Source organism: Sphingobacteriales bacterium, from assembly GCA_012517435.1.
Classification (GTDB): domain Bacteria; phylum Bacteroidota; class Bacteroidia; order CAILMK01; family JAAYUY01; genus JAAYUY01.
On the sequence record JAAYUY010000098.1, the window covers coordinates 1 to 15,935 of the forward strand.

The 15,935-nt window shown below is 37.3% G+C and carries 15 protein-coding genes; 12 read left to right on the top strand and 3 right to left on the bottom strand.

Translation table 11 applies throughout. The annotated features are described in order from the left end of the window. From GX437_05875 to GX437_05890, 4 genes are all read left to right on the top strand, one after another. Positions 1-3,114: PKD domain-containing protein (locus GX437_05875; GenBank protein NLJ07180.1), on the top strand; the 3,114-nt coding region annotated here is incomplete at its 5' end. Positions 3,115-3,248: 134 nt separating this feature from the next. Then, positions 3,249-4,118, top strand: coding sequence for a hydrogenase nickel incorporation protein HypB (hypB, locus tag GX437_05880; protein NLJ07181.1), 870 nt, complete (start codon positions 3,249-3,251; stop codon positions 4,116-4,118). A 9-nt stretch (positions 4,119-4,127) separates the two neighbouring features. Continuing rightward, positions 4,128-4,739 (top strand): redox-sensing transcriptional repressor Rex, encoded by a 612-nt coding sequence (locus GX437_05885; GenBank protein NLJ07182.1) that lies wholly within the window; start codon positions 4,128-4,130, stop codon positions 4,737-4,739. Between the two features lie 143 nt (positions 4,740-4,882). Beyond that, positions 4,883-5,578 (top strand): T9SS type A sorting domain-containing protein, encoded by a 696-nt coding sequence (locus tag GX437_05890; GenBank protein ID NLJ07183.1) that lies wholly within the window; start codon positions 4,883-4,885, stop codon positions 5,576-5,578. Between the two features lie 13 nt (positions 5,579-5,591). On the opposite strand, the gene GX437_05895 is transcribed toward GX437_05890, so the two are convergent. Beyond that, positions 5,592-6,617 (bottom strand): hypothetical protein, encoded by a 1,026-nt coding sequence (locus GX437_05895; GenBank protein ID NLJ07184.1) that lies wholly within the window; start codon positions 6,615-6,617, stop codon positions 5,592-5,594. Between the two features lie 47 nt (positions 6,618-6,664). Here GX437_05895 and GX437_05900 point away from each other — a divergent pair, with 47 nt between their 5' ends. Next, complete coding sequence (locus GX437_05900) at positions 6,665-7,294, top strand: PorT family protein (GenBank protein ID NLJ07185.1); 630 nt, start codon at positions 6,665-6,667, stop codon at positions 7,292-7,294. A 9-nt stretch (positions 7,295-7,303) separates the two neighbouring features. Continuing rightward, positions 7,304-8,929 carry an NAD+ synthase gene (locus GX437_05905; GenBank protein ID NLJ07186.1) on the top strand — a complete coding sequence of 542 codons (1,626 nt, stop codon included), beginning with the start codon at positions 7,304-7,306 and terminating at the stop codon, positions 8,927-8,929. Positions 8,930-8,931: 2 nt separating this feature from the next. On the opposite strand, the gene GX437_05910 is transcribed toward GX437_05905, so the two are convergent. Further along, the gene (locus GX437_05910) at positions 8,932-10,206 is read right to left on the bottom strand and encodes an O-antigen ligase family protein (protein ID NLJ07187.1); all 1,275 of its coding nucleotides are present in this window, start codon (positions 10,204-10,206) and stop codon (positions 8,932-8,934) included. A gap of 7 nt (positions 10,207-10,213) precedes the next feature. Continuing rightward, a complete protein-coding gene (locus tag GX437_05915; GenBank protein ID NLJ07188.1) occupies positions 10,214-10,963 on the bottom strand; it encodes a LysM peptidoglycan-binding domain-containing protein in 750 nt (249 codons plus the stop codon). Between the two features lie 164 nt (positions 10,964-11,127). Between GX437_05915 and GX437_05920 the strand changes: the two genes are divergently transcribed. The 6 genes from GX437_05920 to GX437_05945 all read left to right on the top strand — a co-directional run. After that, positions 11,128-12,486, top strand: coding sequence for a nodulation protein NfeD (locus tag GX437_05920; GenBank protein NLJ07189.1), 1,359 nt, complete (start codon positions 11,128-11,130; stop codon positions 12,484-12,486). Continuing rightward, positions 12,471-13,127 carry a PorT family protein gene (locus tag GX437_05925; protein NLJ07190.1) on the top strand — a complete coding sequence of 219 codons (657 nt, stop codon included), beginning with the start codon at positions 12,471-12,473 and terminating at the stop codon, positions 13,125-13,127. The genes GX437_05920 and GX437_05925 overlap by 16 nt, the downstream gene beginning before the upstream one ends. Before the next feature lie 47 nt (positions 13,128-13,174). After that, on the top strand, positions 13,175-13,699 hold the full coding sequence (locus GX437_05930) for a hypothetical protein (protein ID NLJ07191.1): 525 nt from the start codon (positions 13,175-13,177) through the stop codon (positions 13,697-13,699). Between the two features lie 7 nt (positions 13,700-13,706). Next, positions 13,707-14,357, top strand: coding sequence for a protein-L-isoaspartate(D-aspartate) O-methyltransferase (locus tag GX437_05935; protein ID NLJ07192.1), 651 nt, complete (start codon positions 13,707-13,709; stop codon positions 14,355-14,357). Between the two features lie 23 nt (positions 14,358-14,380). Beyond that, positions 14,381-15,397 carry a DUF288 domain-containing protein gene (locus GX437_05940; protein NLJ07193.1) on the top strand — a complete coding sequence of 339 codons (1,017 nt, stop codon included), beginning with the start codon at positions 14,381-14,383 and terminating at the stop codon, positions 15,395-15,397. Next, positions 15,361-15,935: hypothetical protein (locus GX437_05945; protein NLJ07194.1), on the top strand; the 575-nt coding region annotated here is incomplete at its 3' end. The genes GX437_05940 and GX437_05945, both read left to right, overlap by 37 nt.

Genomic DNA, 15,935 nt, shown 5'->3' on the forward strand with positions numbered 1-15,935 from the left:
GCTTACCAGTCAGTTTTCAGTGGCAATCTTGATATTTTTATACTTAAAGCTGATACATCGGGAAAAAGAATATGGGCTACTTATTATGGAAATGACTCATCAGAAGAATACAGCAGTATATTATTCAAAAATAATAAAATCTATCTATGTGGTAATACAAGGTCTATTTCAGGTATGAGTACAATATTAACACATCAGGTAACAAACAATGGCAAATATGATGTATTTTTAGCAAAATTTGATACATCAGGGATGCGTATATGGGGTACTTATTATGGGGGAAGTTCTGAAGATAACTGTTTATCAATCGATATCGATCAACATTTTAACATTTATATCACAGGATCTACGAGTTCAATTGATAATATAGCGACCTTAGGTGCTTACCAATCCAATTTATCTGGAAATGGAAGAAACGGATTTTTATGTAAATTTAATGATTCAGGGAAATTGATTTGGGGAAGCTATTTTGGGCAGGCAACAACATATCTCCGATATATTACTTTAAACAATAATCACTCAAAAATTGTCGTATGTGGTCAAACAAATTCTATATACAACATTGCTTCAACAGGCTGTTATCAATCAGTTTTTGGAGGATGGGAAGATGCAGTGATTGCAGAATTTGACACATCAGGGAAAATAAAATGGAGCACCTATTACGGAGGAACTGGTATTGATGCAGCTAATTCAGTATTTGTTGATTCAAATAATTTTATTTATGTTGCTGGTTCGACTTCATCCTCAACTGCAATTTCGTCTAAAGGGGTACATCAAGATAAGCATGGTGGTGGATTTGTTGATGGTTTTATTGTTAAATTTGATACCAATGAAAAAAGAATATGGTGTACATATATTGGAGGTGCTGGAAAAGATTATATTTACAGAATTTCTCAATACATTAATAATAAACTTCTTATATTAGGAACCACTTCGTCTGAAAATAACATTTCATCTTCTAAAACTCATCAAAAGTTTAAAAACAAAAACACTGATATGTTTATAAATTGTTTTGATAGCGATTGCAACAGATGTTGGGGAACTTATTATGGCGGCAATAAGTCAGAAGGTGATTTAAGCTGGGGAATGACAACACTTGATACTTCAATATTTATTACTTTTAGAACTGGATCAGATTCCTTTTTATGTACTTCACACCCCACACAGCCTTTATATGGTGGTTCAGTTGATGCAGTAATTGCAAAATTCATTGAAATACAAGATTCAATATTTGATACTATCATTGTTTCAGCCTGTGATAGTTTTTACTTTAATAATAAATATTTGACTCAATCAGGAACATATTTTGACACTATAAAGCTCCCATGTAATTGCGACAGTATTATTGTTCTCTTACTGACAATTTGCCCCAAACCAAGTGCACAATTTAATGTCAATGATACAATTCAATGTCTTAATAATAATTTGTTTCAGTTTATCAACAACAGTAAAATTGATTCTAACTTTTCAACATCATACCTTTGGAATTTTGGAAATAATGATTCTTCTGCATTAGAAAATCCTGCTTACCACTACAAAACAGCAGACACCTTTAATGTAGAACTTATTGTTGCTAATGCTTTTTGCCAAGACACAGCATATAAAAAGCTTTATGTAATGCCTTCTCCTGTCGCAGTTTTTACAGTTTCAGACACTGCTCAGTTTTTAAATGGTAATTCTTTTTCATTTACAAATTTATCGGGTCCAACAATTGACTCACTTAGTTTTTACTGGGATTTCGGGGATAATTCATACGACACTATTAAAAATCCATCGCATTCATACTCAGATACTGGAAAATATACTGCAAAACTGACAGTAACTTCCAGAAATGGATGTAATGATAGTTTTTCAAAACCTATTTATGTTTTGAAAGCTTTTAATGTTGATTTCTTATTCGATTCTTTATGTTTTGGTGACTCAACCGTTTTATATTTTTCAGCTAATCCTCCGGATTCTATTATATCTATTTTATGGGATTTAGATAATGATTCACTTTTCAATGATGCTTCAGGTTCTTTGATAAAAATTAAGTTCCAAGCCACCGGTAATTATAGGATTGGAATGAAAGTCAATACTACAAAGTCGTTTTCAACAGTTTACAAAGTCATCCCCATTTATCAGTCGCCAATTGCTGATTTTTTTCTTCCTGATTTTATTTGCCAAAATCAATTATTCTCTATTCAGGATAAGACAATTTTATTTGGAGATTCAATAATCAGGTATTACTGGGATTTTAATAATGATAATATCGTTGATGATAGCACCGGTTCTAAGGTTTCAACACAGTATTCATCAGGGGGTAATAAATTTATCCGACTGTCAGTAATTTCATCACAAGGTTGTTTCGATTCTGTTGTTAAAACTACTTATGTTTCTTTCAAGCCAACTGCCGATTTTGATGTCATTAACAGATGTGCAAATGATACTGCATGGATTATAAATAAATCATCCATTATTAATGATTCAATAAAAATGCTTTTCTGGAATTATGGTGACGGCAAAGACGCTATAATCAAAATTGATCATGGCCATTTATATACAAGTGCAGGTATTTATTCCATCCAACTCATTGCATCTTCAAATTATTTTTGTAAAGATACAATAACAAAATCCATTGAAATATATCCACAACCATCTGTTTTTCTTTCTTTTTCAGATTCAACTACAATATATTCTGACCAATATCTTACTGTAACTGCTTTTGGCAATTTTACCTCTAATCTTTGGTCAACCGGAGATACTGTCAAAACAATTACTGTAAATACCAAAGGCTATTATAAAATAACAGTTTTTTCAGCAAATGGCTGCAAAGATACAGCTTCGTTTTACCTAAATATTTTGGAAAATCCTGAGTTTAAAATAACAGATGTAATAACTCCAAATGGCGACAACATCAATGATTACCTGAAAATATTTAATCTGGATTATTTTAAGCCAGTCAGTATCAGAATTTTTAATCGTTATGGTGATTTATTATTTGCTTCTGATAATTATAATAATAATTGGGATGCTACATATAAAGGTAATAATCTGCCTGAAAATGCATATTTTTATCTTATCAAGACAAAACAAGGTAATATCTTTAAAGGAACTATCAATGTAGTAAGGTGATTAATGTTTTAATTTATTAGTTTTAAACCAGATTTTATTACCCCTCCTATCCTATTCCAGCTTTTAACTGTGCTTGAAGATTGTCCACTTAAAAAATTTAATACTAATTTTGCCATTAAATAAAAAGTTGAATTATGTGTGATACATGCGGTTGCAACGATAATAAAAATATCATTTATCATAAATTTTCAGAAGACAGTGATTTTCATGAACATCATTACGATCATACTCATGAACATCATCACGAAGATGGTACACATTCTCACAGCCACCACCATCATGTTCATCATGAACATGAAGGAGGCTCTGTTCCTCATACCCACGAGCACACAGAACATCCTGAAGATCACTCACATACTCATTATCATGAGGTTGAAAAAAATATTCTTGGTAAGAATGACCTGCTGGCAGAAAGAAACAGAGGATATCTGGAAGCAAAGAATATAACTTCATTTAACCTCGTCAGCAGCCCGGGCTCGGGAAAAACAAGCCTTCTCGAAAAAACCATTCAGACATTGAAAGATGAGATTCATTTTTCAGTCATTGAAGGTGATCAGCAAACCACAAATGATGCTGAAAGAATACATAAAACAGGAGCCAGTGTCGTTCAAATCAACACCGGTACAGGCTGCCACCTTGATGCAGAAATGATCAATAAAGCAGTAAAAGAACTTGCTCCACCAGAGGGAAGCGTTCTGTTTATTGAAAATGTCGGCAATCTGGTTTGCCCGGCTTTGTTTGATCTGGGAGAGAAAAAAAGAATAGTCATCATCAGTACTACCGAAGGAGAAGACAAACCCCTGAAATATCCTTACATGTTCAATACTTCTCATTTATGTATCATCAACAAAACTGACCTTCTTCCCTACCTTGATTTTGATTTGTCAAAACTGAAGGAATTTGCCCTGAGAATCAATCCGAAAATTGAATTTATTGAATTATCGGTAAAAAGTGGAGAAGGAATGGAAAAATGGTATAAATGGCTAAAAAAACAACTCACTTAAGAGAAATAAATGAAAAAAACACTTCCCGGAAAAACTGTTGAGAGATTAAGTTTATACCGAAGGGCTCTTATCAGCAGGGTTAAAAAGGAATACATTTATTCACACGAAATTGCTGATTTACTTCATTTTACGCCTGTTCAGGTCAGAAGAGACCTCATGCTGATGAAATATTCAGGAAGTTCCGGTAAAGGTTATCAGGTAAAAGACCTGATCCATTCAATAGGAAAAGTGATTGATCCACCGGAAACCAGATATGCTGCTGTGGTAGGAATGGGAAATCTCGGCAGAGCAATAGCCCGGCATCTGGCAAACAAGCGGGAATTTATTAAAGTTCTTGCCAGCTTTGATATTGACAAAGAAAAAATCTCCAAATGTTCATCAGGAGTCAGGTGTTACCATCTGGACGAGTTTGAGGCAGTGGTTCGACAGTTCGAAATTTCAATAGGAATCATCACCACTCCTCCTGAGGCAGCAGTAGAAATAAAAAATCTGATGGTGAAATCGGGGATAAAAGGAATTTTAAACCTCACTTCCACTCTTCTGGATGTACCTGAAAATGTTTATCTTGAAGAATATGACATCGTAACCTCTCTGGAAAAGATTGCATATTTTACCAAATAACATAAAAAGGTATCCATTGGCAGATTTACGGAATTACTAAGAGTGAATGGAATTGTTTTTGCAAATTGTGGATAATGTGAAAAAAAATTTTCAAACTGTTTAAAGATAAATTAACTTTGCAAAATAAAATTAACAGCTACTTAATGAAGAAATTCTACATAATCCTAACATTGGCATTCATCATCAGCATTTCAGCCCATGCCCAGAAACGTAATGTGGGTAAAATTAATGCCAAATATGATTCCATGACTGTAACAGGTTATCCTTCTGATTTTGAAATTATTACGCACAATAAGGTTTATAATACCAGTGGATACAGTCAAACATACAGATGGGTGGTTGTATCTTCCAATATTCCTTCATCGTGGACTTTTGCAATATGCGATGTAAACAACTGCTACGCCAATACTGACAGTCAGGAATTCACACTGGCTGCAGGAGACTCCGGTCTTTTTCAGGTTCATTTTTACCCGGGTGGTAATACCGGAACAGGAACAGTTGTCGTTTACATTTATCCTGTAGGGGAATATTCAAACGGTATTTCACTTTATTCCAAAGGCACTATTGTTCCAAACAGTATCAATAACAACAGCTCTGTCAGGATTGATTTCAGCATGTATCCCAATCCTGTTAAAGATTATCTTGACATCAGATTTACCAGAAAAGGGAATCATTCCATTGAGATTTACAATATCCTGGGAAGGCGGATTTTAAAGAAAGATATTTACAATTCCGACAGGATGAGAATTTCCTTTGAGAATCTGCAAAACGGCATGTATGTCGTCATGTACCGTGCTGAAAACGGAAAGGTTATCACCAAAACCATTTCCAAAGAATAATCTTTTTTTCCTGCTAAAGTTTCGGTTTGTACTGAGACAGATTTAAAATCTTATTGTAATCTTTTTCTGCAAGAAAATCAATTAAATTCACATCCGGGTATTTTTTCAGGTAGTTTTCGATAATACGGTATCCAACCCATGCTGCAATACGTGGCGGACATTCCTGAGGAAATTTATAGGCATTTGTAAATGGGGCATCATCAAGATAGCGGCTGATTTTATAGGTTTCTGTTTCAAATAGCACCTTATTCTCCACCAGCTGGTGCCAAATCTGCCCTTCATATTTTTCTGCCCAGTCCAATTGTTTTTCTGAATATTTATGAATAATGGTATCAGGGCAGTCCGGTATCATCATTTTCAGAAACAAAGCCATTTTTCCATGATAAATCATTTTCGAGAGCAGATTATTGCCTGCAAAAGAATCTTCAGGATAAAAACGGGTGAACATTACCCTGACAATATCGGGAACCAACTGTTGACGGACAAAATGACGATACTGGTATTTCGAAAACAAACCGTCATAGTAACGGTAATCATTTCCGAGGTACATATCGAGCGAAACGGAAAGTATTGATTCATAAGTAGCTGCCGAAAAGCCAAAATTGCTGATAGTCGTGTAAATTTCAGGCAAAACGGTATCAGGGTAATAGTATTTCAGGTAGTCAAAGGCTTTCTGAATATGAGGGATAAGCGTATGAAAATCCGCAAATCTCTTCTCTGTTTCTTCATAGAGTTCCTGCGTGTAACGGTCGAAGATAACTGGTTTAAGGCGGTAATAACTCATGGAATCATCAACCTTTCCGGCTCTCGCTATCTGTTCAATAAAAAATTCTGTCATCAACGGATATTTTTCGTTTAAATGCCTGAATTCCATCAGGTAATTATTCTCATCCAGTTTTACCAGTTCACTGTCGTAACGGTGAATCATCAGATTGGCATGAACAGCTGATATATCGGGATGGAAACGATCTTTTTCCCTGCATGAAGACAGAATAATAAAAAAGGGCAATAGAATCAACAGAAATTTGTATTTTTGCATATCAAAAAATTATCCTTGTTTTCTGAACTTTGCAAAAATAACTAAAAATGAAAAAGCTTATTGTAATTGTAACTGTAATCTTATTCAGCCTGAATGTTTCAGCACAGAAAGTCAATCTCGGGTTAAAATTCAGTCCCCATATCTCATGGGTTAAAAGCGATTTTTCCAATACTATTTCGAATGACGGTGCAGGTGTGAATTTTTCCTATGGACTGATGCTTGACTACAATTTTACGGATAATTATGCACTCAATTTTGATATTGACTTCGCGACCCTCAAATATACCACCTCACATCTCGACTCTATCAATACTATCATCACCAAATGGAAGCAGCAATATGTCAACATCCCTGTTGCAATCAAAATGAAAACCAACGAGATAGCAAACATGAAATTTTTTGGGAAAATTGGTGTCAGCCCAATGCTGAATACTTCTGCCAGATTGAACAACCAGAGCAATTCTGATCAGGTTAATTTTTTTAACGCCCAGTTCTTCATTGGTGCAGGCGTTCAGTATTATCTGCTTGGCAACACCGCATTCATGGCAGGCCTCACCTACCATAACGGACTGCTGAGAATGAACCGCAAAAAATCAACTATTTTCCCTGAAATCGACCTGACCGACATTGCTCTGAAACCAAATTATATTTCACTTGACCTTGGAATTATTTTTTAATGGTATTAGATGAAAATTGCCATTGCCCAATTAAATTTTATTGTTGGGGCTTTTAAAGAAAACACAGAAAAAATTATCCGGTGTATTGAAAGCTGTAAAGAAGCCGGTGCTGATCTTGTTATTTTTCCTGAACTTGCTGTAACAGGCTATCCGCCACACGATTTGCTCGAAATCAATCATTTCCTGACATCCTGCGATAATGCTATTTGTCAAATATCTCAGGCCTGCAAAGGAATAGACGTAATTCTTGGCGCTCCCTCCTTCAACAAATCGGGCTCAGGAAAAAAGATTTACAATTCCGCTTATTTCATTTCTGATGGACAAATCAGGCAAATCATTCACAAGACTCTGTTGCCTGACTATGATGTTTTTGACGAGTGCAGGTATTTTGAACCCAATAAAGATTTTGAAACCATTGAAAGTCATGGTATCAGAATAGCCCTGACCATTTGTGAAGATATCTGGAACATTGAAACCATTTATTATTCCTTAAATCCCCTGGATGAACTCATCCGCCAAAAGCCTGAACTGATTATTAACATTTCTGCCAGTCCGTTTTCCACAACACACGATCAGGAAAGGTCAACTGTTCTGAAAAACATTGCCTTAACGTATGATTTGCCCATCATCTATGTCAATCACAGCGGGGCACAAACCGATATTATATTTGACGGGGCTTCCAAAGTTTTAAACAGACGGGGACAGGTATTGCATCAGTCTCCTTATTTTAAAGAAGACATCTCATATATTGAATTTGAACATATTGAAGCAATTCCGGAGACTCAGCTTCCTGTTTTTGAAAAAACCAGTCAGATTTATCAGGCTTTAATAACAGGAATTGCTGATTATTTCAGTAAAATGGGGTTTCAGAAAGCCGTCCTGGGACTATCAGGAGGTATTGATTCGGCAGTAGTTGCTGTTTTACTGAAAGACGCTCTTGGAAGTGAAAACGTCAAAGCTCTGCTCCTGCCTTCCATGTATTCAAGCAGTCATTCGATTACCGATGCGGTTGATTTATGTCTCCTCAACCAGATACCTTACGAAGTAATCAGTATCAACAGTCTTTTCAAGGAATATCAGGCAGTCTTATCTCCCTATTTTGAAGGACTGAAAGAAGATATTACCGAAGAAAACCTTCAGGCAAGGATCAGGGCAGTATTGCTGATGGCATTTTCAAACAAATTTGGCTACATATTAATTAATACCAGCAACAAAAGTGAAATGGCAGTCGGATATGGTACACTTTACGGAGATATGTGCGGTGGACTTTCAGTGCTGGGAGATGTGTACAAAACTGAAGTCTATGAATTAGCACATTATATCAACAGAGAGAATATCCGTATCCCGCAAAATATTCTGACCAAAGCGCCAAGTGCCGAACTTAAACCAGGGCAGAAAGACAGCGATTCACTGCCCGAATATGAAATACTGGATAAAATACTTTACCGTTACATCGAATTAAAGGAAGGCGCTGATCAGATTATTCAGGCCGGATTTGATGAAAAAACCGTTTTCAGGGTGCTAAAGCTGGTCAACAATAACGAATATAAACGTTATCAGGCTCCTCCGGTATTGCGGATATCCAACAAGGCATTTGGCATAGGAAGGCGTATGCCTCTGGTGGGAAAATACTGAATTTAAGCTTTATTAATTTTTAAGCTAAAAATCTCATTATCAGTAAATAATGAAAAGAATATAAAAAAGCAGATCCCTGCCTGACGTTCAAGAACCGACTCAAATAAAAATCCTGAACAGCTTATCAGTAAAATGGCCAGCATGAGCGGATTCCTGCTGTAAACTGCTTTTTTGAATAAAAAAATCAGAATTGCAATAAAGACAAGAAATCCAATTATACCAGTGCCAGCCAATACATGAAGATACTGATTATGAGGTCCTCTCCTGTTTTCTTCATTTAATACACTCCCTGTTTGCTGAAAGTATTCTGCCATTTTTTTCTCCACTTTTGAATTACCCACACCTGCAACCGGGTTTTCTTTAAAGACTGACCAGCTTGCTTTCCAGTATTCAATCCGGGTCGAAAGGGAAAGGTGGTTGATATCTTTGTGTTGCTGATAGGATTTCAGGTCTTCTGTCAGCTTATTCCATCTGTTATGTAGCGGTGGAATATATTTTACCGACAAGACAAACATAAGTGCGATCAACAGCAGGGTAATTGCAGCCAATAAAACTTTCCTGTATATTAAGGACAGGTATAAAACAATGATGATCAATGCAATGTAGAATGCAGCCAATCCGGTTTTTGCAGAGATGGTATGTAAAAAAACGATTCCTGCAAATAGCGAACCCCATAGAAAAGCTTTTATCAAACGATGGTATTGCAGGCCTGACAGACTGACCTGAGTGCGGTAAACAACCAACAATAACATCACAATAATCGTTGAAAATGAGAGCATGAGGCTGTAATAAATATGGTTCAGTTTACCCCAAACAGGGATAGGCTTTGAACGCAGAATTATTTGATTAAAGTATTCATAATTAAAGAGATAGGTAAAAAAAGTCAGGAAGCCAGTCACAACGACCAGGAAAATAAAAATCAGGATTAAAGTCAAATGGCCTGATGCAGGTTTTTTAACATAAGCACTCAGAAAAGCTGCCGGTAAAATGAAAAAGAACAGCTTATTTTTAAAGTCATTAAAAAATTCTTCCCTGACAGGTGATCGAAAAATATCTGTCAGATAAACAATCAGGAGTAAGAAAAACATCCAGATAGCAGGATTTTGTCTTAACCCTTTAAGCAATTCTTCAGGATTAAAATGAAGGAAGAGCGTAAAAAAAATCAGAACCGCTGAAACAGACAACAGCGCTCTTGAAAACAGAAGACCAAAAAAAAATGTAATTATCAGGGAATCAATAAGTAAATCAATCCGTTTTTTTTCAGAAACAAGTTTCAAAACATTTCTATTCTATATGATAAGATAATCTGACGCGGGTAAATTGATCTCTGATTTTCAATTGTTTGGCGGCAAATTTTGAAAGTTTGATTATTTCGTTGCTGTGTTCATTTGCCGGAAGATTTCCGACCACTTTTACATATACCTGCTTATCATTCAATAAATTAGTAACGAGAATAATGGTGCCCACCGGGGCTTTTTTATGAAGTGCCAGTGCTTTCCTTGAATCAATGGTCGGGTCTTCAATCCAGGTTGCTATTCCTTCTTCGGAAATATCTCCTTTTGATACGTCCTGAGTAACTTTAGGAGGTGTTTTGTCGCTGCCTTTTTCAACTTCCACATATTTAACAGTCTGAATAATAAGTATTTCGCTGCCTTCTTTGATGGCTTCGTCCTGCAGGTTGTTCCATTTCTTCAGATTATCAACGGAAACATTGTAGAGTTTTGAGATTTTGTACAATGTTTCACCTTTTTCAACCTTATGATAAAACTTTTTTTCTTCAACCACCACCTTAGGCATGGGAATCAGTACGATCTGATCGAGTGCGAGGGTTTCGATTCCGTTGTTGGCAGCCTTAATATCCTCTACCGGCACCCCGTATCTTTTACTTAAAGCAAACAATCCCTGACTTTTTTCCACCTTATGCATGATGTATTTAACCCCGTTGATTTCCTTAACCCCAATTGAATCGTAGCGGGCAAAAGCATTTTGTACCAGACAAAATGAAATTGCCATCAGTAAAAATAAATTGCGCATGTTTTCAGCATTATTTTTTATGCAAAAGTATAATCCTGTGAATATTGCAAAAACATGAGTTGTCCACAAATTCAGTAATTATTGACATGGCATAAATTCAATCTAAAAACCGTATTAAATAACTTATTTTTGCTACGGACTAAAATCAATTAAAATCTTTCAGTTTGATGAAAAAAGGCTTTCTTATCTGTCTCATTACGCTTCTGACTGTTTTTTACGGCTATCCTCAAAATAACAAAGGGAAACGGGATGTCATCGTTTTACTCGAGCTTAAACGGCAAATAGACCCGATAGCCAAAAGAGCAACGAATAAATCGTTTGAACTGGCAGAAAAAAAAGGAGCTTCAGCCATTATCATCGACATGAATACGCCAGGTGGCACCCTCAACGATGCCGACTCCATTCATGAAAAAATCATTAATTCCAAAATACCGGTTTACGTGCTGATCAACCCGAATGCAGCAAGTGCCGGTGCGTTGATTGCGCTTTCCTGTAATAAAATTTACATGACAAAGGCAGGCAGAATCGGAGCAGCTACGGTTGTAACCGGTAATGCTCAGGAATTACCTGACAAATACCAGTCTTATATGCGTGCCATGATGCGGGCATCAGCTGAACTCAGAGGACGTAACCCGGAAATTGCAGAAAAAATGGTTGGCATTCCTGTCAAAGAAGGTGATAGTTTTGCCATAAAAGTACTGACCCTTACCCGCTCTGAAGCTGAAAAATTATGCTATTGCGATGGCAGAGCCGAAACCCTTGATGAAGTTTTAACTCAGGAAGGCTTTACCAATTATAAAATTGAGGAGGTTCATTATACAATCATCGATAAGATTATCAATTTCCTCATAAATCCTGTCATTCAGGGCTTTCTGATTTTGATAATCATTGCAGGCATTTACTATGAACTTCAGACACCCGGAGTAGGCTTTCCATTGGCAGCTGCCATCACTGCGGCTGTACTCTATTTTGCTCCTCTCTACCTCGAACAACTGGCAGCCAGTTGGGAAATCCTTGTTTTTATTCTGGGAGTAGGGCTCATGATTCTTGAAATATTTGTCTTGCCCGGCTTTGGGATAGCGGGTATTTCCGGCATCGTTCTGATGCTTACCGGATTGATCCTCAGCATGGTAGATAATGTATATTTCGATTTTAAATTTACGGCAGCCGATGAAGTTGTCAGGGCCTTATTGGTGGTGATGTCTTCTTTCATTATCAGTGTGATTGTCATTTTTGCCACCGGTGGTCAGATGATTCGAAGCAAACCCTTTCAGAGGTTGGTTCTTCAGTCAGCTCTTGAAAAACCTGACTTCAGGGAATCGGAAAGCAAAGAAGAAAGAGCTTCCCTTAGTGGCATGAAAGGAATAACCATTACGCCCATGCGGCCTTCAGGTAAAATTCAAATCGGTGAAAATGTATATAATGCACTTACTGAAGGAGAATACCTGAAAAAAAACACATCCGTGGTGGTGGTAAATGATTTCGGAAACAAAATAATCGTCAGGGAATGTTCAGAAGCATAACTATTGTAAGGCTTTCAGTTTCGATAGCCATGCTTGCTTTCCTTTTTTCTTCTCCCACCCATGCACAATATTTTCATGGAGGCTTGCTTCTTGGGGCCAATGGCTCACAGATTACCGGTGACAATATGCTTGGATTTAACAAAGGTGGTTTGTTAATGGGTGTTTTTGTCGAACACCGATCTATCCGTCAGGAACGTCTTTCTTTACGAATGGAAATGAATTACACACAGAAAGGCAGCCGCAAGGTCCTCGATCCCTATGTAAATGTGCCTGGCATCTGGAATTTATACCGTGCTGATTATCTTGAAGTTCCAATAATGGCAGATTTTCTGGTTTACAAAAAATGGGGCGCCACCGGAGGTCTTGCCTTAGGCTTCAATGTGTATGAAAATTATATCGACAGATACGGAACAGAAGATAAGAATTTCAATCTGGCAAAAAAAACCGAATCAAGCCTGCTTATCGGGATTTTTTATGAGTTTTCAGAAAAATTCAGATTCTTCCTGAGATACCAATCCTCCCTCTACAATTTCAGTATTGCCGACAATACACCCTTCTGGCAATTATGGGGGAACAGGCACCCCGGCTACATTCATGTGGTCGCAAGTGCCGGTATCCGCTATTATTTTAAACCCCGTTGATAAACTTTGAAAAAAAACTTTATTTTTGCCTCATAAAAATTTTAGCTATGACAGAGAATAACAGTAAAAAACTAAATCTGATTTTATTAATCATGATTATTGCAGGAATAAGCACGCGTTTCTTCATTCATGTTCCCAACTTTACCGCCATTGGAGCCATAGCCCTTTTTAGTGGTGCATGGTTTACCAGCAAACGTCTGGCTTTTATTTTTCCGCTTTCAATCATGCTGATTTCCGATGCCATTATCGGCTTTCATACCACCATGCCTTTTGTGTATCTTTCCTTTATTCTGATCATTTTCATTGGTTTATACCTCAGAAACCATAAAAACCCATTATACATTTTAGGAGGCTCTCTTGCAGGCTCTGTGCTGTTTTATCTCATTACCAACTTTGGCGTATGGATGACAGGAATGGGTTTATCCGACAACCTGATTCAGGTTTACATCGATGGGCTTCCATTCTTCAGAAATATGATTGCAGGCGACCTCACTTTTAACGCCATTTTATTTGGTTCTGCTTATCTTTTGTTCAAAAAAATGTCAATATTCCCGGTAATTAATGACCGTTGATTTCGACCTGAACGACACCTACAAGCACAAAGGTCTGAGACGCAGACTGGTAGAGCTTATCCGGTCGAAAGGAATACAGGATGAGAGGGTTTTAAAAGCTATCGAAAAAGTTCCCCGCCATTTTTTCCTCGACAGTGCTTTCCAGGAACTGGCTTATGAAGATCAGGCCATGCCAATTGATGAAGATCAAACCATCAGCCAGCCTTTTACTGTGGCATACCAGACAGAAAAACTGGAAGTTGACGAAGGCCATAAAGTGCTTGAAATCGGTCTTGGATCTGGCTACCAGGCCTGTGTTTTACTTGAATTGGGAGCCAATGTGTACAGTATTGAAAGGATTCCTGCTCTTTATGAGAAGGCAAAAATATTACTTCCCCTGATGAATTATCACCCTAAAATGTTTCTTGGGGATGGTACACTTGGCCTTCCTGAACATGCCCCGTTCGACCGGATTATTGTAACGGCAGCGGCACCTGAAATTCCCAAAGCACTTATCAAACAACTAAAAATTGGTGGAAAAATGATCATTCCCGTGGGTAATCGTCAGGTTCAGACCATGTATCAGCTCACTAAAATTTCGGAAACAGAGGTACGTAAAAAGGCACTCGATACTTTCCGTTTTGTTCCGCTCGTGGGCAAACAAGGCTGGAAAATTTAATAGACCTTGAAAAATATTTTTGAATGGAAAATAATAAGAAAACTGCACTGGTAGTTACCTCCATTGCCTCTCAGAATGAAGTACTCCAATCACTGGCAAATGGCTCAGCAGAAAACAATATTTCGTTTTATGTCATTGGAGACACCAAATCGCCTGAAAACTTTGAATTGGAAGGCTGTAATTTTTACAGTATCGAAAAACAAAGACAACTCAGTTTTGAATTTGCAAAACTTTGCCCTGAGAGGCACTACACCCGAAAAAACATTGGTTATCTGATAGCTATTCAGGAAGGTGCAGATTTAATTATTGAAACTGATGACGACAACTTCCCCAAAGCAAAATTCTGGCAAAAAAGGAAACGCAAGCATCATGTCCCATTTGCTGAAGAAAATTCATGGTTAAATATTTATCATTTTTTCAGCGAACAGTTTGTGTGGCCACGGGGTTTTGCCCTTGAACATCTTCAAAAACCTGTTCCCTCTATTCAAGAATTTGATATTCAGGAGAAAATTTGTCCGATTCAGCAAGGACTGGCAGATGAAAATCCTGATGTGGATGCCATTTACCGCCTTGCTTATCCATTACCACTTAAATTTAAAGAGGGTAAAATTGCCATTGGAAAAGGTAGCTGGTGTCCTTTCAACAGTCAGAACACTACCTGGTTTAAGGAAGTCTTTCCCTTACTTTACCTTCCGTCTTATTGCAGTTTCCGGATGACCGACATCTGGAGAAGCTTCGTGGCCCAGCGAATCCTTTGGGAAAACGACTGGTTTCTCCTTTTCCATGAGCCTACTGTGTGGCAGGAAAGAAACGAACATAACCTGATGAAAGATTTTCAGGATGAAATACCGGGCTATCTGAATAATAACAGAATTGCAGAAGAACTTGAAAACCTGAACCTTACGCCAGGAAGCGAAAATATTCCGGATAATCTGATGAAGTGTTACAATAAACTCATCGAAATCAATGTTATTGGACAGGATGAAATCAGTTTGCTGAAAGCATGGCTGAACGACCTGAAAGCACTTCAGATAATATGAAAGAAATATTCTTCATAACGGCTTCATTATCAATTGCTTTAAGTATCATTTTTTCATCCTGTAAAAAAGAATACCCTGTTTGCCCCGCAGTAGCTCTGGAAGAAGGAACCCTTACTGCGGAAGAAACTGAAATCATTTCAACCATCATTTCTGAATTTCACCCTCATGCATTAATACATCTTGTCCAGCAAACCTATCAGGATAAAGACTCACTTGCAAACATCAATTATGTTTTTTTTATCAGTCAATCCGACAGTTTGGCTATTGATACAGTTTTGGCAGCAGAATTTGCAAAATCGAACAAAATGGAAGGCAACTTCCCTGATAACGGCCAATTTCCCCTGATTCATCAGAATGAGCTGGATTGTATGTTCAGCATTGGCTGTGAAGAAGGCTGGAAGGCATGGTATAAAAAGTACCGAAATTCAGCTGGTTTTCTGAAGTTCAGCAGGCCCGGCATTTCAGGAGATAAAGCCATTATTGATTACGGAATGTATTTCGATTGTCTTGGCGGAATGGGTTATTTTGTTGTATTGAA

What these genes read in the sequence shown, in the direction of transcription:
- hypB (NLJ07181.1), top strand. Translation starts at nt 3,249, where the DNA reads ATGTGTGATACATGCGGTTGCAACGATAATAAAAATATCATTTATCAT.
- GX437_05885 (NLJ07182.1), top strand. Translation starts at nt 4,128, where the DNA reads ATGAAAAAAACACTTCCCGGAAAAACTGTTGAGAGATTAAGTTTATAC.
- GX437_05890 (NLJ07183.1), top strand. Translation starts at nt 4,883, where the DNA reads ATGAAGAAATTCTACATAATCCTAACATTGGCATTCATCATCAGCATT.
- GX437_05895 (NLJ07184.1), bottom strand. Translation starts at nt 6,617, where the DNA reads ATGCAAAAATACAAATTTCTGTTGATTCTATTGCCCTTTTTTATTATT.
- GX437_05900 (NLJ07185.1), top strand. Translation starts at nt 6,665, where the DNA reads ATGAAAAAGCTTATTGTAATTGTAACTGTAATCTTATTCAGCCTGAAT.
- GX437_05905 (NLJ07186.1), top strand. Translation starts at nt 7,304, where the DNA reads ATGAAAATTGCCATTGCCCAATTAAATTTTATTGTTGGGGCTTTTAAA.
- GX437_05915 (NLJ07188.1), bottom strand. Translation starts at nt 10,963, where the DNA reads ATGCGCAATTTATTTTTACTGATGGCAATTTCATTTTGTCTGGTACAA.
- GX437_05925 (NLJ07190.1), top strand. Translation starts at nt 12,471, where the DNA reads ATGTTCAGAAGCATAACTATTGTAAGGCTTTCAGTTTCGATAGCCATG.
- GX437_05930 (NLJ07191.1), top strand. Translation starts at nt 13,175, where the DNA reads ATGACAGAGAATAACAGTAAAAAACTAAATCTGATTTTATTAATCATG.
- GX437_05940 (NLJ07193.1), top strand. Translation starts at nt 14,381, where the DNA reads ATGGAAAATAATAAGAAAACTGCACTGGTAGTTACCTCCATTGCCTCT.